This is a genomic window from Halorubrum sp. ARQ200 (assembly GCF_005435115.1).
Classification (GTDB): domain Archaea; phylum Halobacteriota; class Halobacteria; order Halobacteriales; family Haloferacaceae; genus Halorubrum; species Halorubrum tropicale.
On the sequence record NZ_SGTZ01000003.1, the window covers coordinates 181,623 to 204,157 of the forward strand.

Sequence of the window (22,535 nt, forward strand, 5' to 3'; positions counted from 1 at the left end):
AAAGACGGATGCGTCTCAACTAACCGGCTTTGTGATGTACTGAGAATGGCTCCGACAAGACTTCAACGAGGTCTCAATCGAGTATTGTCCATGGCCGAAATTGGGGGGTTCGTTCAACCCAACAGCAATCATTTCTGCGACGATGTGAGACAGGGTCGTACACCTACTCCTTTGCTCTGTCAGACGTCTCCCAAGTTACGATGTTATTTCCGCGCATGAACTCAACAAATCCCAAAATCATTCCGTAATTTGCTTGGAGAAAATAGAAGGGAACATGGGTGAGAATCGGATCCTCAATGTCAAGTCGGTCTGTTACCCACCCAACAGTCGCAAACAAGTAGAACAACAGTTGTCCTGCGAGCAACAACTCAAAGATCACTAAGGGCATTACCAACACGAGGCCAACGTTCGCAACGAGAACTCCAAACAAGAGCACGGGGGAGAGCCATCGAAGCATCTTGTGTGACCACAGTTGATAAGCAATTCGCGTGTTTCGAAGCGGTTCAAGCAGATCACGAAATCGAACGATACTGTTCCAGGAACGGGTGACGATCCGAACGCGCCGCTGAAGTTCGTCGGCTGTCGAACTCTCGGTCTCCTCCCACGCGACCGCACCGGGAGCGTAAACGACCCGCTCGCCGTTCCGAAGGATCGAGAGCGGTTCGGTGAAATCACTGATCGCGTCGGCCGGTTGCGGCACGTACGAATCCACCTTCACTGCGTAGATCGACCCGTTTCCCGTGACGAGCGAGTAGAACCGTGATTCGAGCCGTTTGATCCAGGACTCGTATCGCCAGTACACCGACTCTCCCCCGACGTCACTCGCCTCCCGATACCGGAGTTCACCGACCACGCAACCGACTCCCGGAGCGAATCTCGACACGAGTTCGGAGATCGCATCAGGTTCGTACATGCTGTTGGCGTCCGAGAACACGAGTATATCCTCCTCAACGAGATCGGCGACGCGGTTCTGACACTCGGTCTTGCCGACCCGCCCCTCGATCTGGATGAGAGACACGCCCTGTTCCTCGTATTCCTCGACGATCTCGTCGGTCCGGTCGTCGGACGCGTCGGAGAACACGACGATGTCGAGTTCGTTCTCCGGATACTCCAACTGGAGGCTGTTCTCGATCTTCTCCGCGATGACTTCCTCCTCGTTGTACGCGGCGATGATCAAAGCGACGCTGGGTCGATCCTCACTCGTTGCCGCTCCCCGGTCCGAGACGAATCGCGTCCAGAGCTGAAGGGTTATCGGATAGAGGAAATACGTGTGAGCCAGCGCGAGTCCGCTCAGGAGAAACAGTGTGGATAGTACGGCTTCTAAGATCACAGTCAAATCCCCCCGTTCGCAGATCCCCAGAAGCGGGATAGACTGTACGACTGCGAGAGCCACATGGATCTTTGTAGTCGCGTCTGGACTCAAGAAGATGCTGATATTGGCCTTCCAAGAATAAGCGTCGACAGTCAGAGGGAGGTAGTATGTAACGCCGCCATCCACGTCTCCGTCCCTTCCATCGACAGCAACCCCACTGCGTCCTTTCCCGATCACGTAACCGACTAGGCGCGCACCACACACAAAACATTAACAGCTACATCAGAGCATGGCTTCAGTTACTACGGCGACCACCACAACATGAGCAGAGGGACCCTCCGAGTTCTTCGGTACGCCAGAGCTTCGGCGGCAATGAGGAACACAAGGGGGAGTACACGAAGACGGTCGCGCAGTTCGCGGACGCCATTGCGACCGGGGAGGAGCCCGAGCTGTTCTGCGACGGCGCCCAGACCCGCGACTTCACGCACGTCTCGGACGTGGCCCGCGCGTGCGAGTTCGCGGCCGACCACGAGCTGACGGGCGTACACAACGTCGACACCAAGGAGGAGTGCTCGTTCAACGAGATGGTCGCGATGATCAACGACGCGCTCGGCACCGACATCGACCCGGTCTACGTCGAGTGTCCCTTCGACGGCTACGTCTACGACACGATGGCGGACTACTCGACGTTCCACCCGCCACCGGCTGGGAGCCACGGATCAGCTTCGAGGAGGGCGTCGAGCTGGTCTGCGAGCCATGTCACGATGTGAGGGAGATTGAGGTGAACTAGCGGGACGGCTCTTCACACAATCAGGTATCATACATCACATTCACTACAGCTACTGGGTGCCAGATCACCACGTCAAGCCCTCGTATGTGATCCCCTCGCGACGCTCGATGATTCGCCGACCGTCCACAACCACCGGTTCAGCCATCGCGTCAAACTCGTCGTCCAACGCCGCGAACTCATCCCAGTCGGTCGCAACGACAGCCCCAACAGCACTAGCAAGCGCGTCCGCGGCCGAGTCCGTGTACTCGATATCGGGGAACCGCTCAAGCATCGTCTCGGTCGCAACGGGGTCGTACCCAACCACGTCGGCGCCCCGCTCTTGTAACCCCTCAATCAACGGGATCGCCCGCGAATTCCGCACGTCGTCAGTACCGGGCTTGAACGCCAGCCCAAGGACGGCCACGCGCTCACCCCTAATATCGACGTGCTCGTCAAGCAGCGCAAGCAGCCGTTCAGGCTGGCGGTCGTTCACGTCGACGGCCGCGTTCAACAGCGGCGGTTCGTAGCTGGTCGCACGGGCGGCAGCGATCAGCGCAGCAACGTCTTTCGGGAAACACGACCCGCCCCAGCCGACCCCCGAACGCAGAAACGCCGACCCGATCCGGTCGTCGAGCCCCACCGCCTTCATCACCTCGTAGGCGTCCAGTCCGAACTCCTTACAGATGTTTCCGAGGTCGTTCGCCAGCGAGATCTTCGTCGCGAGAAAGGCGTTGTTCGCGTATTTGATCATCATCGCGGTCGCCGGGTCTGTCCGAACAACGGGGCTGTCGCTCGCTTCGATCAGCGGCGCATACAACTGCTCTAAGGTTGCGAGTGCGCTGTCGGACTCCGTGCCGAAGACGACCTTATCTGGGTCTTGGAAGTCCGCAACCGCAGTCCCCTCGCGGAGGAACTCCGGATTCGTCGCAAACGCCACGTCACCACCGCCGTCACCAACTCCAGCCGCAAGCGCCTCCCGGACGTCAGCGAGCCCTAGCGGCGTGATCGTCGACTTGACGACGACCAGATGCGCGCCCGGATCGGCACCAGCCAGCGCCTCGCCGACCATCTCCGCAGCGGCCGACAACGGGCCGACGTCAATGCTGCCGTCGGCTTCTGATGGCGTCCCGATCGCGAGGAAGGTGATGTCCGCGTTAGGAAGCGTCTCGTACGACGTCGTCGCGTGAAGACGCTCGCCCACGTGCTCGGCGAGCAGCTCGTCAAGCCCGGGCTCGTGAAGCGGGGCGCGGCCCGCGTTGATCGCGTCGACGACCGACTGGTCGATATCGATCGCCGTTACCTCGTGGCCCAGATCCGCCAGACAGGCCGCGAGTGTCGTCCCGACGTAGCCGCTGCCGACGACGTTGACTTTCATACCCGCCACGACGCACAGCGAGGGCAAAACCGCTGGGATCCGGTCGTGACACTTCAGCGACCCGAAACGGCTTTGCCGGTGGCCTCACGAATTCGAGGATATGGACGCAGTGGTACTCGCCGCCGGCAAAGGGACGCGGCTCCGCCCGCTGACCGACGACAAGCCCAAAGGGATGGTCGAGGTCGACGGGAAGCCACTGATCACGCACTGTTTCGACCAGCTGCTCGAGCTCGGGGCCGACCGGCTCGTCGTCGTGGTCGGCTACAAGAAAGAGCAGATCATCGACCACTATGGAGACGAGTACGAGGGCATCCCGATCACCTACACCCACCAGCGCGAACAGAAAGGGCTCGCCCATGCGTTGCTCACCGTCGAGGAACACATCGACGACGACTTCATGCTCATTCTCGGGGACAACATCTTCCAAGCGAATCTCAAAGACGTGGTGCGACGCCAGCGCGAGGAGCGCGCGGACGCCGCCTTCCTCGTTGAGGAGGTCCCCTGGGAGGAAGCGAGCCGATACGGCGTCTGCGATACGAACCAGTACGGCGAGATCACCGACGTGGTCGAAAAGCCCGAGGACCCGCCGAGCAACCTCGTGATGACCGGCTTCTACACCTTCTCGCCCGCCATCTTCCACGCCTGCCATCTCGTCCAGCCGTCGAACCGCGACGAGTACGAGATCAGCGACGCGATTGATCTCCTCATCCAGTCGGGCCGCACCATCGACGCCATCGGCCTCGACGGCTGGCGGATCGACGTGGGCTATTCTGAGGACCGCGACGAGGCCGAGCGTCGACTCACGGACGGCGAGGAGAGGAGTGTAGATCGAGTTGAGAGCGAGTCCGTCGCTGATCCCTGATCCGCTGCCTCAGCCTGGGTCACAACATGTGTGTCTCAAACTACCACGTCAGCTTCTCATAGACGATCTCCCCGCCGCGCTCGATTATCCGGCGACCGTCGACCACTAGAGGGCGCGCTACAGCGTCGAATTCGGGAGCGAGCGCCGCGAACCCACCCATTTAGGCGCGATGGCCGCGCGCAAAAGCGCATCCGACGCCGACTCCGTGTATTTGGTATCGAGGAGCCAGTCGCGCATCATCTCGGTCGCGATCGAGTCATAGCCGACGGTCTCGGCCGCGCCCTCATGGAGGTCCTCAATCAGTGGGATCGCCCGGGGGTTGCGTACATCGTTGGTGTCGGGCTTGAACGCAAGCCTGAGGGCGGTAACGCGCTCGCCCGTGCCTACGAGATTCGACGGCGAGGAGTTGCCCGGTGTGTATAACCTCAGCACTGCGGATTTGACGACATAGTTGAGATCAATATGTGGATCTGATCCACAGAAATTCGCTTTCCAAGAGCCAAGTCACACGAGACGCTGTTAACCAACAGTCGTGGTAAAAATAGATTCACTGTTGGTTAAGAGCAATCTCTCAATCTAGAGTACTCCACACAGATTCAGAAAATCATCGTTCAGCCATCAGTAACGACGTTTCCTGTGGAACCATCGTGAGCATCCTCATCAGTCTCTTCGTCAATATACTCCCAATCTTCAGTGTCCAAGCGACCTTCAAGATATGCCTCGCCGTCTTCGGTGATCATGTAGACGCCATTCCCAAGATGTTTAATTAGTCCCTTTTCAGCCAGTATCTTACACCGACGATGAACCTGTACACGGGAATATCGTATTGGACCCTCTCTTTTCATTTTCGTTGGAGAGCCGGACTCATTTTCAGATAGATACTCTAAGATGCGGTCGTCCGCTGCAGACATCCATCCACCAGCATATCTCATACGTTACTTTGGAGGACCCATATTTAATAGTAGTCCGAGTAGTTGACTAGAAAACTTCCAGTACACTAAAGTAACATTAGTACCAACTAGTAGCTACAGAGCCCAGTGACGAACCCTCGGCTCGCGAGAAAGTGTAGAAACCCCGGCCGCGGTGTTCCAGCACCCAGCCGGGACGGGTTCTGTGTCCACTCACAGAACCATGCTAATGCTGGCAACTGCGGGGCTTAAGCCCTGCGAGACGACTGACGGATCGAACAGTACCAACCTCGGCTGTCACCGCTGTCTCAACTTGGCCGACAGCTACAACGCTGCCACTGACATCCCACTTTGTCGCACGTGCGCTACGATACGCAGCGCCGACGAGGACACTGTGGAGGGGCCCAATGTCTAGCCACACCGAGAACGACGGCATCTCGCTTGCCGATCTCTCAGCTACCCACCGCGACCTGCTCTGGGTGCTCTCTCAGACTGGCCCCAGCGAGAGTGGTCCACTCCACAACGCACTCACCGACTACTACACCGACGACATTGACCACACCCGAGTCTGTGACATCCTCGAGAAACTCGTAGAGTACAACTACGTCACCGAACAACCCACCGACTCCCAGTACCGACTCACCGAATCGGGCCGCCGCACACTCGCCACGCGCCAGGCGTGGCAAACTGACACCAACAGGGAGGGCGGCCACGAATGACGCGCTCCAACGACCCACAAGCCGCAGACCTTCACCAGCTCACGCGCATCTCACTCAACACTACCCACCCGATCTGTCAAGTCTGCGGCCAACCCCTCCACGAAGGCGACGACATCACCGCCTACGCCTACCGCGCGGCCGGCGAGCCCGCGTACGCGATCGGCTACATCATGTGTGGATCAGATGTCCACGAACACCCGACCGTCTTCACCCGTGGTGTTCGCGAGTACGTCCTCACGGGCCATATCGGGACGTGTTCGAACACCCAAACGCAATCGACAACGTTCGTCCTCCTCGATCCGACCCCAGTCGTCACGAGTCCGACGACGACGGCCAAGCCACACGTCCACCCGGACGCCCCGACACCACGCGATCCAACCCAACCGATACGCCAGGAGCCAACCCCACTGCTCACGGCGGTTCGGGAACACGCCCGCTCTGATGGTGGCTCCCCACGCGAGAGGTCGGAGTAATGCTGGCCGCTGGAACCAACCAGCCCACCACCAGCAGGTGATCGGCTATGCGAACACGCCAGCCCGCGGCCCGCAAGCGAGGGGTCCGGCTCGTCAGCCACGCCACGAAGCTCTCCACGGAGGGGATTACCTGTCCAGCGGTCTCACCCCGGCTGACCGAGTGGGTCCCAGAACTCCTCACCAAACTCCGGGCTCACACCGAGCGAACCATCCGCGAGTACGCCACTACGGATCCGTGGCGGACGAGCGCCCAACTCCTCGCCAAAATCCTGCCAGCGTGGAAAGACACCGAGGAACCATGGACCGACGACGTCGCTGAAGCCGTCGCGTACACCCGCGCGATCACGACACTCGCGCTTACCTACGGAGATGAACCCACCACCACGCTCAGTCCGTACCACCGACAGCGACACGCTGATCTCACCGACACCGTCACCAGCATCGGCACGGGGCGCGGGCCAGTCAACGCCGACCTCGGCGCGCTCGCGAAAGGGCCGGTCGCACTCCATCGCGAACTCGACGCCCACCCGACCACCCTCACCCTCTTGTTAGACGGCGACGCCTGGACCTCCCTTACGGACCGCCGCACGGGCGTCCGCGCACTCGCGGCGATCGCCGTTCTTGCTAATGGGTTCGACGTGAGACTCGTCGCCTCTCCCAGAGTCCGCCGACATCTCTCGAAGCGGTATCCAAAGTGGACCCAGTGCCACCTCGATCTTACTGCCAGCCGGGATGGGTCCCCCCACACCGACCACGGCCAAACTGTCGAGACCGCCTGGAAGGCCATTCGTGACCTCGACACCGAACCGGGAAAACGCCGGCTCCTCGGGAACCTCAACCCCGAGTACGCCCGGAGCTACCGGGATCTCACCACCGATCACGCGGTCGACGTCGCCGACGGCACCATTAGTAGGTATATCCTCGATCTCGAGGACCGTGAGTTAGTCACGGTCGACCGCTGTGGGAAGCACAACACGGTCCAGCTCACCGACCTCGGCAAACTGGCCGTGCACGAGTGTCTCGACGACACCGACGACCTCATCCACCCGAATCAGCGCCGACTCGGTGAGCGTCTTACTGGGACCCCTCACGGTTCCACAAGTACAGTGTCGCCCCGCCGTTCGGACGAGGAGACACTCACGCCCGACGAGTGGGTGGCCGCAACCGGCGACCCCGACGCAGACGCCGAGTACGTCCAGTGGCTTACCGGCCCAAGGAACACCAAAACCCACCTCCACGAGCGATTCACCACCGTCGCCCACGACGACGCCATCACCCTCGTCGACGACCACCCACACCCGTTCGACGACGGCCGCGTCGCGTACCTCAGCCACACCAACGATCAAACCCACGTCGTGCTCCAGTGGGGTGGCCCCCTCGCAACGCTGGGACGTCTCGCAGGTGCCTTACTCAGCGAGAAAGCGCTCTCGAAGATCCTTTCTCCATCACGACTCGGCCACGAATTCGAAGCGATCGATGACAGCACCCAGGCGTATCCCGTCGAGCGCATTCTCCGCCGTGGCCACCAAGTCGGCTGGTACAGCGATTCAGAAACCACCTACGGAGCGTGGCGTAAGCGAATCACAACGGTTCGAGATCGACTCCTCGCGAAAGTCGCCGAACTCACAGCCAGCGACGACACCGCCGCGCGCGCCACCCTCTTCGCCGATCTCCACGGGCTGATTGCGTCAGCCACCCAGCTGTATCACGCGGTCGGGATCGACCTCACGACCACGCTTAGACTCCCGGATACTGACGCACTCACACGCAACCCCACCCAACTCCAGGATCTCTGTACGTTTCTCGCCAAGACAGTCCCGAAACAGTCTGTCTACGGAATTCACGCAGGCTACCGCATGCTGTTCGAAGACCGGTCCGCAAAGCTACGCCGGCGACTCCCCTACGAGGTTGCGCCCGACACACAGGTGGATCTCACCATGTCGTGGGTGCTTGCTGGGCCGACTGTCACAGACCTCGGCGAGCAGATCACCACGGCGCTCAGGGGAGAACTCTCTGACGTCCGAGAAACAATCGCCGACGGCACCGAACACGCACCACCCCTCAAGATCCCCGTCGTCGACGGGACGACCTACCCCGCCATCCGGCGGGCAATAGAGAGAGTTGCGATGACCCACGACGTGCAGTGGACACCCCGCGAGCGACAGCGGCTCGTGCGGCTGTGTCTGCGCTCGTTCAGCCCGGCGGACACTCACCAAGCGTGTCCGTACGACGTCGTGGCGAGCCTCTTGGGCGCGCTGAACGAGTCACCGACGCCGACGCCTGCGGAGGTCGAACGCGCAGCGGCCACCCGCTCGCCGACACGCTTTCGGCCGGATCTGCCGCCTACGGCGACCAAACTGTACGCCACACTCTTGCGAGCAGCCCAGCCGTGTGGCCGCAGTGAGCTCATCGAACGAGCCGGCATCTCGGCAAGCAGTTACGATCGCCGAATCAGCGCCGTAAGCGAGCTTGAACGTGTTCAACCCGTCCACGTCGACGGCCACAGACGGTGGACCACCACGGACACAACTCCCGCAGACGTTCGCTCAACCCCGCTGTTGGCGCACCGACAGACAACTGCCACAGAACGCGTGCGCAGCCACACCAGCACGTGGGCCAGCCAACGCAGCGCTCACGCCTGGACAGCCCTGTTCACACCACACCTTATGAAAAAAGACACCAGCCGTCCGATGAACACAGACAGCATAGCACCTGATCACCAAAGCCCACCGACAGGCACCCACCAATCCACAACAATCCACCGTACCGAGACACCATCGCTCCACTCGAAACAAGGGGGTGAAACACAATGACAACCCCGACACTCGATCTCGAAACAACGGTCACGCGCGACCACCTAGTCACCCACAAGTCGGCCACAATCCAAATCGACCGCGATGAGTTCGATGAGTCAGTCGTCAGACTCGCCTTCAGCGGGCAGTGGGGGACGACGTACGTGACTCTCACAGCAGCAGAGGCGCACACAGTTGCGAGCGCACTCGAACAGACAGCCACGGACGCCGCCAACGCGGAGGCCACCGATGAGTGACGACCCCGAAGACCGCGAGGAGATCCCAGACGTCGGGGGTCGCGACCCCGAGGAGACACCCACGGACCACGACCCCACGAACGGCCGGTGGCTCGAAAGGAAGTTCGCTGACGCACTCGAAACGTGGGGGTATCTCACCGCCCGCAATGAGCAGCTCTTCGGGCTTGAAACCGATGTCCTCGCGCGCCGACAATCCCCACGAAACGAGCCGGACGATTTCATCGTTGGTGAGTGTAAAGACTGGCACACAACCCTCGTCGGTCGCGACGCTGTCGCCGCAATCTCCCACCGGGCCGCACTGGCTCGCGCAATGCCCGTCCTCGTCGTGGCCAGAGGCGTCACCGCCTCGGCGTGGACGCTCGCCCAACACCTCGATGTTCGGATCCTCACCATCGAAGATCTCGAAAAAGACGGGCTGCCGCCGCTCACGGAGCATCGACCACCCGTGGGAACGTTCCGTACCCGCCGAGAACCCTCGGTAAGAGAACTCCGCGAACACATCCCGTCAATAGTGATCCGACAGAGTACCCTCGACATCGAGGCGCCGGTGTTCTTCGCTGGGGGGACAAGCCCGTGTTATGTACCGGACAGAACAGGCAACAACGAGTACGTCAGCGCTTACGACAGCGACTACGAGTTCGGATAACGGTCTTCTTCGAAGCTTTCAGTATTTTCGTAGGTTTCACGCCGAACGCTTTTACAATAGATACCGTATTCCTATCCAACGATGTCGATTGACCGAGATACCTTCGAAAACACGAGCAAGGAAGAGCTTGCGGGCCTTTCGATCCCGGATCAGGTTCTCGGATTTCTCGCTACAAACGAAGATCGAGCATTCAAGCCACGCGAAATCGCCTCCCAGATCGGTGTCGACGAGGGGGCGGTCAGCACCGCACTCTCACGGTTGAAAGACCGTAGTCTGGTCGAACACAAAGCGACGTACTGGGCGGTGACTGATGACACAGAGCGCCTCGAAGGATACAGCGGGTACGAGCGGGCGACCGCCCTGTTCAACAATCAACTAGGTGTGGAGAACAAAGAGACGTGGCGCGAGCATGCACCTGATGAATCTCACCCAAGCGTCGAGGACGAACAGTGACCGACGAAAAGGCACCAATTTTCGAACGTGGCGACATCGTCTATAATAGTGAACTACTCCACCCTACTCGCTCACGGCTTTCGCCGTTCGGTCCTTGAGGGTGGGGCTTCTTGTTTCCACGACGCGCTTTACAAATACGGTGTACCTACAGGGGGCGTAGTCTCCAAAGGCGTTGATGGAATGTGACTTGGCGGGATTCTTTTGTGATGATACGATGTGAATCCTTGTATGGAACCGAATGCTGATCGGTCACAGATACGCTCCGCTCTCAAGGATGTGGTCTGTGCTGATCCGGACATCGTCTTCGCCGTTGTATTCGGATCACAGCTTTCGGGAACAGTAACGCACTCATCAGATTTTGATATCGCTGTCAAGTTCACAGCACACTGTTCTGAACGGGACCGATTCAAAAATCGGTGTGTACTGTCTGGTGAGCTCCAACACGAGGAGTTCCCATTCATCGACGTTTCCGATATTGACTCGCTCCCGCTGGATGTCGCACACGATGCCGTAAATGGCGAGCTACTCTGTGGCGATAAACAGGCCTTCGAGCAGTTCAAAACAGACATTGAGGCGGAATTTAACGAGCAACGTGAGACGCTTCGCCGGCACCAGCGTACGGTCATCGATCGGATAGCGGAGGATGGATTGCGTGGTTGACGAACGCGTCGTTGCGGTCAAGCTCGAACAGATCGAACAGTACTACGGCAAGCTCAACGCGAAACTTTCCCGTCGAGAGTTCCTCTCGAGTGAATCGCCTCGGAGTCAAGCCCCGAGACAGTCGCCTCGAACCGCCTGTACAGCTACGACTCGGTGGGGCGTGGTGCGTTCTCGTACTTGACCATCTTCTCAGGCTTGTCTGTGATTGTTTCGTAGATTTGTTGGAGCGTCCCTTCGGCTGCAAGGAGGTTGTGATCGTCGAGGAACTCCCGCCCTTCCGTAGTGAGGCCGTAGAATTTCCACGGGTACCCCTGTCGACGTTCGTCGGCGTCGACGGCGACCTCTTTGACGATACCAGCGTCGATCAGCTTCTGGATATGTTTGTAAACGGTGGCGTCGCTGACGCTGGGATTGAGCTCCTCAAGTTCGTACATCGATGGAAGCTGATCGGGATGTTGGAGGATGTTGTTGATAAGGGAAAATCGCGTCTGCTGGGTGACGAAGTGGACGAGTTCACGCGACTCCATCTCTTCAGCAGTCCCAAGTTCGGTGCTCATACTGTACGGTACACGACGTGGCGACAAGTAGTTTACTCTCGAGTAAATCACCCTACAACAACCCAGAGTACTTGAAAAGGTAATTTACGACGTAAACTATATCTCTCTACTATGAAAACCTCACAGTATGCCTGATGAGGAGTCGCCGGTTCCTGGTGACGTTCTCAAAAGTGCCAAAGACCAGCTCAATGAGGAGGAGATATCGCTGGCTGACAACGAGGAAGTTCTCCACGCCTTAAGCGAGTTGACGCCGGCCTACGAGAACGATCGGTCGTACTTCGTCCTTGGGAACTATGATCGAGATCCGATCCGACGGCTGAACTTGGTGGTAGACCGTCTCAACCGTCGCACCGATGCGTACGCGTTCCGAATGGTCGATATTCGTGGAGAATGGGACAACAGCATCCAAAAATTCTGTCTGATTGCTGATATCGTGACGCATCTCGTCGGTGTCGCCGAGAAGGAGCCAAGTGACTTCCTCGTCGAACAGGGATTGCTCGTCGGGACGACTGAGTACTTCGCAAAAAGTCATGTTCTCAAGCGGACATACGAGGATGAGGAGTATCCGTTTGGCTGGATGCAAGACGGTGTCTTCGAACTATTTGACCAAGAGGAACGGCTCTATTGCTGGCGGACCGAGGAGGATCTCGTTGAGGTGGCGAGCAAACTACCTTGATCTTCTCGACACCGTCAAGAATATCATCGAGATAATCCAAAACCGCTGTCATACGGTGACGAGATCGTCACGGACACGAGTCTCAATCCGTGGCTTCAACGAGTCTTTCGTCACGAGGTCGACCTCAATACCAAGCTCCTCCGCCAGTTCGTTTTCCAATCGAACGAAATCGAATAACGTTACTGGCTTGTCGAACGCGACAAGTATATCGAGATCACTATCGAATTCTTGTTCACCACGCGCATACGATCCGAAGATACCCAACTCGCTGATCGGATACTCCTGCTCAAGTTTCGGCTTGAGCTGCGCGAGTCGAGTTGAGATGTCTTCGGTTGCCATAGGGTACCTACGATTGTGCTGGGTAATTACGTTTTGGCAACAAATGACTCTCCGAACTTGAAGTCGAAGTGATCGCCCGCCGGGACGAACTCCGTGGTGACCCTGATGATTTCCTCGTCGTCGAATGTAAGGACTGGCACCAAGTCCCGGTCCAGCGGGACGCCGTCGAAGCAGTCGCACTGCGAGCCGCGCTCACGCGAGCAATGCCCGTCCTCGCTGTCGCCCGCCGCGTAACCGAGAGTGCGTGGCAGTTAGCGCAATTGCTCGACGTGCGGATTATGACCGAGCAGGATCTCGACAAAGGCCGACTCCCACCGCTGACCGAACGCCGGCCGCCGAGTGGAACGCTCCACGTACGGCGGGAACCGTTCATCCATGACATGCGTGACCGGCTCCCGCTTCTGGTTCACCGTCGAAGCGGGCTCGATATCGAAGCCCCTGTCTTCCACATAACGGATCACGGTCCGTGTTACGTACCGGACCGAAAAGGCAACGACGAGTACGTCAACGCCGCCGACAGCGACTACGAGTTCGGCTAGGTACGGTGCTAGAGGGGGTATACGACCGTTCGTAGGGTATCCTGAATATGCCTCCTTACGGTCACACAAATCTGACCATCATGATACTTATACATTACAAGCGCATACAAACACATACAGTTGGACTCATGCCCATCGATCTTCGAAGACACGACCCGGACGACACGATCAATATCCGCCCGGGCACAAACAAAGCCGCAATCGTCAAACTTCTCTATCGGAATACAAACCTTGCGTACACGCCAGCAGAGATACAAAACGCACTTGATCTGCCGCGCGGCACCACGTCGACGACGCTATCTCGCCTCCATGATGACGGGCTGATTGGCAAAACGAATGATGGTCTCTACCACGGACTTGAGCGACGGGATGACGTGAGGCGGTTCGCACGGAGCCTCGTTCAACTTGACGAGATGGCGGATCGGTACCCAGAGCCGGGTCTCACTCCAGATGACGTTGAACAAACTGGTGCGGGCGCACGAAGAGAGATCCCACGTGATCGCGCTGACACCGAAGAGAATCAGTCCGGGGAGGAACCAGCACCCGCGGACTGGGTCAACAGCACCGCTGCTCCTTCAACGACGGAGAGTAACACTGAGGCTGACTCAGCGTCCGGTGACAGAGAGTAACACGATAGGATTAGGCCACATACCCTTCACATGACGTACTACTACCCGCAGGGCAGTCTCGTGTTTGCGGCGGATCCAACCGGGGCACATAGCAATCCGCGCCCAGTAATCGTGATATCCGATGCTGATCGGCCGTACGTTGAGCAAGAAGCCACGGTTGTATGCCTGACCACACAGGCCGAGTACTCATAGGAGGTTACGGAGAATCAAGGAGAAAGCCTCGCGCTTCAGCGCGGGGATGAATCCGACAATTCTCTACAGCAACCACGAACTTCTGGCCGGGTGTTTTAATTGAGTGGTCGTCGTATTGATAGTCATCCGAGGCGGTCCATCCGCCCACTTAATCGGACAATATCGGGATTCCCGACCACACACACAGAAAGTACCCCTTTCTGTTGTAGTGTTCGGGTACAATAAGAAGTACCTCTGAATCCCATGCCGGGATAGGAGTAACGGCTGATTGGCACAGCCAGTAGCCGTCACCGGGACAGCTACAAACCATAAACACCCCAAACCAGCGGTGCGGGGCCGTGGGAATCTTCGCCCTTCAGGGCGGAGAGGATGTCAAACGGTTGCCCGACGGCGTACTTGAAGGGGTAGAGCTGCGGAAGACGAGTTATGTGATGCCGTGGGCGATTTATACGATTCCACTATCGTCGATCCAGGATAATCTCCCGTCTGGGACCCTCACTGATGAGGGAATACAGCTTATTGCGGATGTGATTGATCAGATGGTCCGACCATAGGTAACGACACCCTCGATTTCACGGACGAAATTGACACCGTGGGAACCCCCGACGGCGAGGAGCCGGACCACGATCCAACCAACGGCCGCTGGCTCGAGAGTCGGGTCGCCGAGACACTCGAGCAGTGGGGGTACAAGACGGCCCGCAACGAGTACTGTTTCGGGCTCGAAACCGACGTGATCGCCCGCCGGGGTGAGCTCCGTGGTGACCCTGACGATTTCCTCGTCGTCGAGTGTAAAGACTGGCACCAAGTCCCGGTCCAGCGGGACACCGTCGAAACAGTCGCGCTGCGGGCCGCACTCGCGCGAGCAATGCCCGTCCTCGCTGTCTCCCGCCGCGCCAGTGCGAGTGCGTGGCGGTTAGCTGAAGCGGTAGCGCGGAGTCCCCTTCCTCAAGGAGCGACCGAAGGGAGCGAGTAGGGAGGGGTAGTTGACACTGCCTGTACAGTTCACTTAAACGGGTTATCAGCGGTCTCCAACCGCGTGATGCTGTCGATCACATCAAAGTCATCGTCAAACGAATACAGGTACTCGATATTCACCCGCTGCATATAGGCGACGATGGTCGCGTCTCCGAACGCGAGCCCTTCATACGTCTCGAAGAGTTCCACTGCGCGATGGAAGTCTGTCTGGGCGGAGTGGACGAGTTCGAAACCGGCCGAATTTGAGAGCCGATTGCGGAGATCAACTGCGATGTCGTGGCGCTGTCGCTCGTGAATCCAGTTCAGCGATTCCAACAACACATAGTTCGTGACCCGGGCAGTGGGAAGGTCACCTCGATCGATTGCCCGGACGATCCCTGCTGCCAGTTCGTGGCGACTGTCGGGACTTGTGTCCTTGTAGTCGATGAGGATGTTCGAATCGATGAGAGCGATCGGCATCTAGGCGTCCTCGGTGAACGCGGGGTCGTCCTCGTACCCGGCGAGGTCGTGGGTTTCGAGGCTATCACCACCCATCGGGGCCTGAAGATCGTCATCTTCGAACGCACCGTAGCGCTGTCGGACAACCTCAACCGTGAGATCCCCGCTGTCGGTGACGGTCCAGCGGAGCTTATCGCCGGCCTCAATATCAAGCCGCCGGCGGAGCGCTGCGGGGATCGTGACCATCCCTTGATCGCTGACTTTGGTTTCTTCAGGCGGACCGTCGGCTGCCATACGCGGCAGTACACGCCTTGTCGTGTTACATGTTGCGCCACATGTCCAATCGGGTAGCACCGCTTTCGTGTAGCCTATCGATCGCGTTCGCTCGCACGACGTGTTCTTGACATCCTTCTTCGCCTGAAGACGGAGGATTCCGTCCCGGATCGCAACGGGAACAGCGCATACGTCGACGCTCCCGACAGCGACTACGACTTCGAGTCAGGAAACTATTCCTTGAAGTAGGAATTATATCTGTGGCCTCGAAAAGATACGTATGCCCGACACAGCGTCCACAGACGGACCCCCCTCTTTCGATGACCCGTTTAGCGGGGACGACGTCGAACAGCGAATCTATGGAACTCTCCTCCAGACTCGGGAACCAGCGACAGCGAGAGCTATCGCCGAGCGAGTAGAGTGCGACCCGAAAACCGCCCGGAAGTATCTCAGCTGGTTCGCGGATCTCGGGATCGCTACACGCCATGACGGTCATCCGACCACCTATGAACGCAACGATGCATATTTTGAGTGGCGACGCATCAACCAGCTCGCTGTAGACCACTCGGTGGAAGAACTACAGGAACGCGTTCGTGATCTGACAGCACAAATTACTGAGTACGAGGATGCGTACGATGCCGCAACACCGGCTACGGTTGATGCCGTAGCTATCACGGAGACGAATGAGGAGCAAACGATCGACGCCGTGTATAGTGACCTCGCAGACTGGGCAACCGCACGAGAAGAACGGGAACGCTACGAACGCGCTCGCCAGCAACGTGCTGGCGCCGACGGCGAACAGGCTTCTGGGTAGCTCGCTCGATGGTGCCGCCAACAGGCGACGGCGGGAGCCCTGCTCTCATCGATCGCCCAATCCTCAAGTTCCTCCAGACGCGTCTCCAAGCGACACAGCAAGTCGAACAAGCGGCTATCACGGACGCCAGCGGTCATCTTGAACTGCAGGTCTCATTCACATCGTCGTACTATCCAGCGACCGTCAGCGAGGCGACCTTGACTGTTCGCTGGTACACAAACAACGACTTCAAGATTCAGTATCGAGAGAAAGAGTCCGAGAGCGCCTGGGAATGCCGGTGGGACCGCCACCTGAATCCTCACAACACACGAAACCACTTCCATCCCCCGCCCGCCGCCCCGACGCCCGGTAACGACGCCTCTTGGCCGACCGACCATCGCGACGTGCTGTCGCTCGTCCTCAACGAAATCGAAGAGCGGATCTCGGCTCTCTGGAACGACTAGTGAGTGCTCCGCTACGCATTGGCAGTGGCGCTATCGGCGTCGTCGCGATCGATGAGCGGGTAGTCGATGTGAACCTCGATCCGATCGAACGGGACGACGGGTTGGATCGCGCCGCCGGGGCCGCCCGCTTCAAGGGTGAGGATACCCAGCACTTCGAGCTACTTCAACTCCAAGTGGACATCGGACACGTCGCGATCAACGAGGCGGGCCGCCTCGCGCATGCTCTCAGGGGTTCCTTCCGCGATCGCTCGGATGAGCTCAAGACGGAGTGGGGTGAGACTGTCAACGAAGTCGTCGTAGGTTCCGAACTGGAGTGTCGCGGTTCCATCCTGACTGTCGAGATCGTCGGCATCGACATCCCGGGCGAACTGGAGCGCATCTTGGCGGAGCTGTTCTTGGTCGCCGACGGTGGTGTGGAGCGTGGTCATGGCGGGGTATCAGTGGGTGGAGTCGTCGCTATCACCTTCCTCAAGGAGGAAATTCTCGACCGTCTCAAACTTGTTAGTGCTGTAGATCGGGATTCCTGAAACGACAATTCCCCGGACGTCTTCTGTGTACGTGGGAATCGCGTGGACCGTTTCAACGTCGATGTCGTAAGCATATCTGTTCCCGTCGAATTCGGCGTCTTCGAGATCGCGACCAACAGCGTTCGCCTCTCGTTGGTTTGGGCCTCGATCCTTCGTCGTGAGCACCCAGAGGTCACTGTCGCTACGCCGATCGGCTTCGCCGCGCGCCACACTTCCGTACAGGACGATCCCGATGACGCCGTCGAGTGAGACGGACACGTCGAGCGTGGCCCGCACGAGACATCGAATATCTACGAGAGGTGTCGCCAGATAGTCGTAGGGTCGGCGTCGTTCAGTTCGGCATTGGTCTCCATCTTTCGGAGTTCTGTGACACACCGCTTTGCGACGAGCGGGTAGACATCGGTGGGCGTGAATTCAAAATTGAGCCGCATGATCTCTTGCCAGTGTTCGGCCCAGATATCCTCGACGACACGGGGATACAAGTCTTCCACGAGGTGAAGTCCGAACTCACGACCCTCTTCGATAACGAGTGATCGAACCATCTTTCGGATCCGGGCAGACGTACAGTACATCGCGACGAGCTGTTCAGCACCCGTCTCTGCGTCATCCGGATCGCGACCGAACTGTTCGCGATTCAATTCCTCGAAGGCCTCGCGGACCACTTTCACGCGGCGGTCTTGGCTGTCACTCCGGACGACGACGCCCTCCGCACGGACATCACCGGTCAGCGACGACTGTGAAACAGTATAGCTCTCTGGATCAAACTCGATCGCCTCGTCGATGATCGTCGCGGAAACGAACGCGCGATCAGGCGACACACTCTCGATCCGGATCCGATCGAAGACGGACCAAGCTTCCTTGATCGAGAAGAATCCCTCGAAGGTTTCAGCGTACGGACTGCCCGGTGGCGTCATCGAGTCAATAGCCGCATAGGGAAGGACATCAAAGCCGACAAGAGCGGGAAGGTCGCGTTCGGTGTATCCGTAGTCTAGCGTCGAGTACACCAAGTTCTCTGCGTACACGATGAGCGGGCCACCGTGTTCATCGTGGGCTCGACGGAGGGCGTCTACGTCGATCCCGTCGCGGAGACAACGAACGGCGCGGTGGAGCGCCCCGTCAACATTCTCGAGATCATCACGATGACAGCCCATGATGGAGCGCCGCGTTCCGAAGACGAGACTTCCGTCTCCGTCGGCGGCATTTGTCACAGGATCTGGATAGGATGATGCGTGACGCTCGTCATAGAGCGTAAAGCGGAACGAGCTCCCGTCGAACTTCTCGAGGGCCACCAAATCCTCGGCATCGAAGAACGACTCTGGAACGACGGGATGATCGTATCGTGGAATTTTGGGGTAGACTTTCATCGGCTAGTAGCAGAATGGTGTGAAGGGTCAGGAATCACCGTTCGGTGGCGACTCAACGCCCTCCCACGTCCGAACGGCGTCGCCGACGACCGTCCGAAACTCATCGACCGGCGTGGTACGGACACTGGAAGGCATCGGACCATAATCGTCCCACTCCGCAGTGTAGCGGACGACTCGCGATCGAAGACGACCGTCCCCCGAGTCCGGATCGTACGTTTCGAAGATGTGGTGGACACCGACCACGAGTACCTCTCCGAGTTCGTCGTGCTGGTAGATTGTGTTTTCAGTGAGGTTCATATGCGTTCAACGTGCTCATTCGAGCTCTGCATCCGGCCGGTCGATACCGGTTTCCAAGTCGGCGAGATCGCGTTCGAGTCGATCGATGTGCGTTTCGAGGTCCTCGACGCTCATCAGAGCGAGACGAAGGAACGCGTCGTCCCGCTCCGGCATCAACGGAAGCTGACTCGTCGATGTTGGCGGATCGTCCGACTGTCGTGCGCGTTTGCGGACGAGTTCTTCACGAGCGCTGCGCAGTTCTCGACGGATGAGTTCATCGTCGTCCATAGGTTGGCACACACCGGATTACAGCCCGCTACGGCCCCGAAAGGGCGGTCGCACGGACCGTCTCACCGAGCGTGTGGCTTTCCGACTACCGCTTGGAGATTCATGATAGCGTGTGCCGAGACCTACGATAAATACTTTCTGTGGAGTACAGAGACCACCGGTACAGCATCAGCTCCATCGGCGCCAGTTACTTCACGAACGACACGTTCATTCTGTTCCGATTTCCATGTCGTTCATACTTGCTCCGTTGAACGCCGACGCCGTCTGCGGATCGTATCGCTGATTTCACGGGATTTGGACGCCGTCTGGCGATATGGGATATCTCAAGACCCTCGTACAGACGTTTCACGAATTCGCCACGAATCCTGTTGAACAACCAGATGTACCCGCTGTCGCCGACGGCGACAAACGGGTACGCCAAGTCCACCAAAGTCGCGCTCCTTCTACTCAAAGAGGAGATCAACAAGCCGCTTCGGAGGCTCGAAGACTATCTCAACGAGATGCCGGGAATTCTCGGTGTGTTTGATCTTGACTCATCGCCGGATTACACATCTTTCACCGTCTGGGACGATAAATTCCCGATGAAAGAACTTCGCCGCCTGCTCCGCGCCTCGGCGGAGCAGGCGGGGCTCTCAGGCACCGCGTCGATCGACGCCAGCGGCTTTCAGCGTGACCAAGCCAACTCACACTACCGGAGTCGGGTCGGTTACTCGTTCAATGCGATGAAAACGACGCTGCTTGTTGACACGGATTCTCTTGCTATCATGGACGCTCATTTCACGACGAAGAAGTCCTATGACGGCCATATCGGGCTGCAGGTCTTTCGGCGGAACGCCGAAGACCTGTAAGCGTTGCTGGCCGACAAGATGTACTCGTGGAGTAATCTCCGTGAAGCTTGCCGTAATAGGTCTACACGACAAGTAATACCTTTTCTCTTGTGGAGATTAAAGTACGACTTGGCGGATTTGTTTTGTGATGATGCGATGTGAATCCTCGTATGGAACCGAATACTGATCAGTCACAGATACGCTCTGCGCTCACGGATGTGGTCTGTGCTGATCCGGATGTCGTCTTCACCGTCGACTGCAGGCAATGCGTGCTAACTGCGGCTACCACATTTCGCCACTGATATTGCCTATTTGTAGCAACATTCTGGCTGCGGAAGGGCGAGAGTCAAAATGATTGTGCTATATGCAATTCTGGTTCATTTCTCATCTGAACGCGCTAAAATGGCGATTGTGTGTTTCCAGCTAAGCCGAAGCATATATGTATATACGTGTGTAGTATTGGACACAGTGAAACATACTGCTGATTCGAAGGGGCAGTCGAAAAGTCAAGAGTCAATTCTCCAGTTGGGCACAATGCGAACTCTGACAGTGCTGTCCATGGTGGTGCTCCTTTCGACGGCGGGAGTCGCTACAACAACAATCGGGACACAGGCGCAGCCAGCAACTGGCGGGGATCCCGATCTTGAGGCATACGCTCCAGAGCCAACGCTAACACCCGGTAGTGCTGAGACGCTAATAATACAGATTGCGAATGATGCTACCACGCGGTACGACACACCGCCCGAGCGGGAACGCGTTACTACCGCTCGAAACGTAGTAGTTGAACTAGACAGCAATAGTGCTCCCCTGACGGTCGAAACTGCTGAGCACTCGGTCGGCTCGATTAGTGAAAATGAGCCACGGTCCGTCCCATTTGCCGTAGACGTCCCTGAAGATGCTCAGCCGGGAACCTACGAGGTTGATGTCGAGATGACGTACTCGTATACCTCTTTCCGGCGATCTGGTGGCGGTGAAAACGAACGGACGTACACCGTGACTGACACCGTTGAGATCGAGATCGACGATGCGCCACAGTTCCGACTCACCACTGTTGATGACAGTGGATTACAGATCGGCGAGTCTGGGCCACTTACGGTACAAATCGAAAATATTGGTGGCGAGCCAGCCCGTAATGTGGCACTCTCGCTCAACTCACAGAGCTCGATGGTTGGATTCAATGGTCAACAGAGTGATGTTGGGCGTGTTGACACACTTGCTCCCGGTGAGGCTACAACAATCACATATGAGGCGGCCGTGAAGTCGGACGCATCGGTTCGACAATACGAATTAGGCGGGACAGTCCAATATACAGGCCCAGATGGGATCGATGGTCGCGACACTGATCTTTCAACTGGGATCAAGCCGGCTGCAGAGCAGGGGTTCAATCTGAATATTGTCGATGGGACTGTGCGAGTCGATGAAGAGACTACTGTTCAAGTCCGGGTAACCAACGAAGGGCCCCGCACCGCAAACGACGTCGCCCTCGATTTCGCCCGTGAGTACCCCACGCTGCGGCTCCTTGTCGGATCGGTGTCGGCAGGGACACTCGAACACGGTGAATCCGCTACTGTTCGACTCCCGATTGCTGCGACCCGCGACGCTGAGGCTGTCGAAAAGTCCCTCGACATGCGGGTACAGTACCGCACGGACGCTGATGAGCAGCGGTACGACACTGATGTCTCGCTCGTGACCGAAATTGCTCCCCGCCGTGATGACTTCCAGGTGGCAGCTTCCAACGCCACTGTTGGTGTTGATTCTTCGCGGCTCATTCAGGTTGATGTCACCAACAACCGGAACCAGACGCTCACCAACATCGAAGCAAGTCTCGGTACGAGTGACCCGCTTGACAGCGACGACGACGATGGATACATCCAGTCGCTTGAGCCCGGCGAGTCAACGACACTCGTATTTGAGCTCTCGGCCACCAGCGACGCCAACCCGAAAGAATACGCTGCAAGTATTGACTTCCGGTACGATGACGAACGCGGCAAGTCGATGATGTCCGAGACGTATCAGATCCCGGTTCAGGTCGAAGATAATGACGGTCCTGGAGTGCTTTCGGTGTTGCCGCTTGTTGGTATCGGACTCGTCGGTGCTGGTGTAACCGTCTACGTGCGTCGGCAAGGTGACGGATTCCCGTGGTCAACATAAT

Annotated in this window: 28 protein-coding genes and 3 pseudogenes; 18 read left to right on the forward strand and 13 right to left on the reverse strand. The window is 58.2% G+C overall.

Features of this window, described 5'->3' with window-relative positions; genetic code table 11:
- Positions 1-163 precede the first annotated feature (163 nt).
- Positions 164-1,549 (reverse strand): glycosyltransferase family 2 protein, encoded by a 1,386-nt coding sequence (locus tag EXE50_RS06350; RefSeq protein ID WP_199241417.1) that lies wholly within the window; start codon positions 1,547-1,549, stop codon positions 164-166.
- A gap of 63 nt (positions 1,550-1,612) precedes the next feature.
- On the opposite strand from EXE50_RS06350, the pseudogene EXE50_RS06355 reads away from it, so the two are divergent.
- Positions 1,613-2,102, forward strand: a pseudogene (locus tag EXE50_RS06355) (GDP-mannose 4,6-dehydratase); the annotation flags it as partial.
- Positions 2,103-2,166: 64 nt separating this feature from the next.
- Here the strand turns inward: EXE50_RS06355 and aglM are convergent.
- Positions 2,167-3,456 (reverse strand): UDP-glucose 6-dehydrogenase AglM, encoded by a 1,290-nt coding sequence (gene aglM / locus EXE50_RS06360; RefSeq protein WP_137704636.1) that lies wholly within the window; start codon positions 3,454-3,456, stop codon positions 2,167-2,169.
- Positions 3,457-3,556: 100 nt separating this feature from the next.
- Between aglM and aglF the strand changes: the two genes are divergently transcribed.
- A complete protein-coding gene (aglF, locus tag EXE50_RS06365) occupies positions 3,557-4,318 on the forward strand; it encodes a UTP--glucose-1-phosphate uridylyltransferase AglF (RefSeq protein WP_137704637.1) in 762 nt (253 codons plus the stop codon).
- A gap of 117 nt (positions 4,319-4,435) precedes the next feature.
- Here the strand turns inward: aglF and EXE50_RS06370 are convergent, their stop codons facing one another.
- Complete coding sequence (locus EXE50_RS06370) at positions 4,436-4,750, reverse strand: UDP binding domain-containing protein (protein WP_158293655.1); 315 nt, start codon at positions 4,748-4,750, stop codon at positions 4,436-4,438.
- A gap of 179 nt (positions 4,751-4,929) precedes the next feature.
- Positions 4,930-5,250: a MarR family transcriptional regulator gene (locus EXE50_RS06375; protein WP_137704639.1), complete on the reverse strand. Its 321-nt coding sequence runs from the start codon at positions 5,248-5,250 to the stop codon at positions 4,930-4,932.
- A gap of 383 nt (positions 5,251-5,633) precedes the next feature.
- On the opposite strand from EXE50_RS06375, the gene EXE50_RS06380 reads away from it, so the two are divergent.
- The 7 genes from EXE50_RS06380 to EXE50_RS06410 all read left to right on the forward strand — a co-directional run bounded on the left by EXE50_RS06380 (position 5,634) and on the right by EXE50_RS06410 (position 11,226).
- Positions 5,634-5,945, forward strand: coding sequence for a PadR family transcriptional regulator (locus EXE50_RS06380; RefSeq protein ID WP_137704640.1), 312 nt, complete (start codon positions 5,634-5,636; stop codon positions 5,943-5,945).
- Positions 5,942-6,418, forward strand: a complete 477-nt coding sequence (locus tag EXE50_RS06385) for a hypothetical protein (protein ID WP_137704641.1) — start codon at positions 5,942-5,944, stop codon at positions 6,416-6,418. Before EXE50_RS06380 ends, EXE50_RS06385 begins: the two co-directional genes overlap by 4 nt.
- Positions 6,419-6,465: 47 nt before the next feature.
- Complete coding sequence (locus tag EXE50_RS17365; RefSeq protein WP_241982637.1) at positions 6,466-9,231, forward strand: plasmid replication protein RepH; 2,766 nt, start codon at positions 6,466-6,468, stop codon at positions 9,229-9,231.
- Complete coding sequence (locus EXE50_RS06395) at positions 9,228-9,467, forward strand: hypothetical protein (protein ID WP_137704642.1); 240 nt, start codon at positions 9,228-9,230, stop codon at positions 9,465-9,467. The genes EXE50_RS17365 and EXE50_RS06395 overlap by 4 nt, the downstream gene beginning before the upstream one ends.
- Positions 9,460-10,113, forward strand: coding sequence for a hypothetical protein (locus EXE50_RS06400; protein ID WP_137704643.1), 654 nt, complete (start codon positions 9,460-9,462; stop codon positions 10,111-10,113). Before EXE50_RS06395 ends, EXE50_RS06400 begins: the two co-directional genes overlap by 8 nt.
- 81 nt (positions 10,114-10,194) lie before the next feature.
- The gene (locus EXE50_RS06405; protein WP_137704644.1) at positions 10,195-10,566 is read left to right on the forward strand and encodes a helix-turn-helix domain-containing protein; all 372 of its coding nucleotides are present in this window, start codon (positions 10,195-10,197) and stop codon (positions 10,564-10,566) included.
- A gap of 228 nt (positions 10,567-10,794) precedes the next feature.
- Positions 10,795-11,226: a nucleotidyltransferase domain-containing protein gene (locus EXE50_RS06410; RefSeq protein WP_137704645.1), complete on the forward strand. Its 432-nt coding sequence runs from the start codon at positions 10,795-10,797 to the stop codon at positions 11,224-11,226.
- Positions 11,227-11,369: 143 nt separating this feature from the next.
- Here the strand turns inward: EXE50_RS06410 and EXE50_RS06420 are convergent, their stop codons facing one another.
- Positions 11,370-11,783, reverse strand: coding sequence for a helix-turn-helix transcriptional regulator (locus tag EXE50_RS06420; RefSeq protein WP_053771951.1), 414 nt, complete (start codon positions 11,781-11,783; stop codon positions 11,370-11,372).
- Positions 11,784-11,910: 127 nt separating this feature from the next.
- Between EXE50_RS06420 and EXE50_RS06425 the strand changes: the two genes are divergently transcribed.
- Positions 11,911-12,459: a hypothetical protein gene (locus tag EXE50_RS06425; RefSeq protein ID WP_053771950.1), complete on the forward strand. Its 549-nt coding sequence runs from the start codon at positions 11,911-11,913 to the stop codon at positions 12,457-12,459.
- Between the two features lie 48 nt (positions 12,460-12,507).
- Here EXE50_RS06425 and EXE50_RS06430 read toward each other — a convergent pair whose 3' ends face one another.
- A complete protein-coding gene (locus tag EXE50_RS06430) occupies positions 12,508-12,798 on the reverse strand; it encodes a nucleotidyltransferase family protein (RefSeq protein WP_053771949.1) in 291 nt (96 codons plus the stop codon).
- A 68-nt stretch (positions 12,799-12,866) separates the two neighbouring features.
- Between EXE50_RS06430 and EXE50_RS17135 the strand changes: the two genes are divergently transcribed.
- The 4 genes from EXE50_RS17135 to EXE50_RS06450 all read left to right on the forward strand — a co-directional run bounded on the left by EXE50_RS17135 (position 12,867) and on the right by EXE50_RS06450 (position 15,131).
- Positions 12,867-13,337 carry a hypothetical protein gene (locus tag EXE50_RS17135; RefSeq protein ID WP_158293567.1) on the forward strand — a complete coding sequence of 157 codons (471 nt, stop codon included), beginning with the start codon at positions 12,867-12,869 and terminating at the stop codon, positions 13,335-13,337.
- Positions 13,338-13,465: 128 nt separating this feature from the next.
- Positions 13,466-13,966 (forward strand): MarR family transcriptional regulator, encoded by a 501-nt coding sequence (locus tag EXE50_RS06440; RefSeq protein WP_199241387.1) that lies wholly within the window; start codon positions 13,466-13,468, stop codon positions 13,964-13,966.
- Between the two features lie 530 nt (positions 13,967-14,496).
- Positions 14,497-14,712: a hypothetical protein gene (locus EXE50_RS06445; RefSeq protein ID WP_137704646.1), complete on the forward strand. Its 216-nt coding sequence runs from the start codon at positions 14,497-14,499 to the stop codon at positions 14,710-14,712.
- A 38-nt stretch (positions 14,713-14,750) separates the two neighbouring features.
- Entirely contained in the window at positions 14,751-15,131 is a 381-nt protein-coding gene (locus EXE50_RS06450; protein ID WP_241982638.1) for a restriction endonuclease, read from the forward strand.
- A 29-nt stretch (positions 15,132-15,160) separates the two neighbouring features.
- Here the strand turns inward: EXE50_RS06450 and EXE50_RS06455 are convergent, their stop codons facing one another.
- Positions 15,161-15,592 carry a type II toxin-antitoxin system VapC family toxin gene (locus tag EXE50_RS06455; RefSeq protein WP_137704647.1) on the reverse strand — a complete coding sequence of 144 codons (432 nt, stop codon included), beginning with the start codon at positions 15,590-15,592 and terminating at the stop codon, positions 15,161-15,163.
- On the reverse strand, positions 15,593-15,865 hold the full coding sequence (locus tag EXE50_RS06460; protein WP_053771946.1) for an AbrB/MazE/SpoVT family DNA-binding domain-containing protein: 273 nt from the start codon (positions 15,863-15,865) through the stop codon (positions 15,593-15,595).
- A 259-nt stretch (positions 15,866-16,124) separates the two neighbouring features.
- Between EXE50_RS06460 and EXE50_RS06465 the strand changes: the two genes are divergently transcribed.
- Positions 16,125-16,658 (forward strand): helix-turn-helix domain-containing protein, encoded by a 534-nt coding sequence (locus EXE50_RS06465; RefSeq protein WP_077152282.1) that lies wholly within the window; start codon positions 16,125-16,127, stop codon positions 16,656-16,658.
- Positions 16,659-16,666: 8 nt separating this feature from the next.
- Positions 16,667-17,101, forward strand: coding sequence for a hypothetical protein (locus EXE50_RS06470; protein WP_137704648.1), 435 nt, complete (start codon positions 16,667-16,669; stop codon positions 17,099-17,101).
- Between the two features lie 11 nt (positions 17,102-17,112).
- Here EXE50_RS06470 and EXE50_RS17945 read toward each other — a convergent pair.
- From EXE50_RS17945 to EXE50_RS06495, 5 genes and pseudogenes are all read right to left on the reverse strand, one after another.
- Positions 17,113-17,529: pseudogene (locus EXE50_RS17945) on the reverse strand (transcriptional regulator).
- 9 nt (positions 17,530-17,538) lie between these two features.
- The gene (locus EXE50_RS06480) at positions 17,539-17,886 is read right to left on the reverse strand and encodes a nucleotidyltransferase domain-containing protein (protein WP_167551908.1); all 348 of its coding nucleotides are present in this window, start codon (positions 17,884-17,886) and stop codon (positions 17,539-17,541) included.
- Between the two features lie 32 nt (positions 17,887-17,918).
- Positions 17,919-18,992, reverse strand: coding sequence for an RNA ligase family protein (locus tag EXE50_RS06485; protein WP_053771945.1), 1,074 nt, complete (start codon positions 18,990-18,992; stop codon positions 17,919-17,921).
- A gap of 27 nt (positions 18,993-19,019) precedes the next feature.
- A complete protein-coding gene (locus tag EXE50_RS06490) occupies positions 19,020-19,289 on the reverse strand; it encodes a hypothetical protein (RefSeq protein ID WP_053771944.1) in 270 nt (89 codons plus the stop codon).
- A 15-nt stretch (positions 19,290-19,304) separates the two neighbouring features.
- Positions 19,305-19,556: a hypothetical protein gene (locus tag EXE50_RS06495; RefSeq protein ID WP_137704649.1), complete on the reverse strand. Its 252-nt coding sequence runs from the start codon at positions 19,554-19,556 to the stop codon at positions 19,305-19,307.
- 313 nt (positions 19,557-19,869) lie between these two features.
- Between EXE50_RS06495 and EXE50_RS06500 the strand changes: the two are divergent.
- Together EXE50_RS06500 and EXE50_RS06510 are read left to right on the forward strand one after the other, a co-directional pair.
- A pseudogene (locus tag EXE50_RS06500) lies at positions 19,870-20,482 on the forward strand (transposase); the annotation flags it as partial.
- A 435-nt stretch (positions 20,483-20,917) separates the two neighbouring features.
- Positions 20,918-22,534, forward strand: a complete 1,617-nt coding sequence (locus tag EXE50_RS06510; RefSeq protein WP_137704650.1) for a COG1361 S-layer family protein — start codon at positions 20,918-20,920, stop codon at positions 22,532-22,534.
- Position 22,535: the final 1 nt, after the last annotated feature.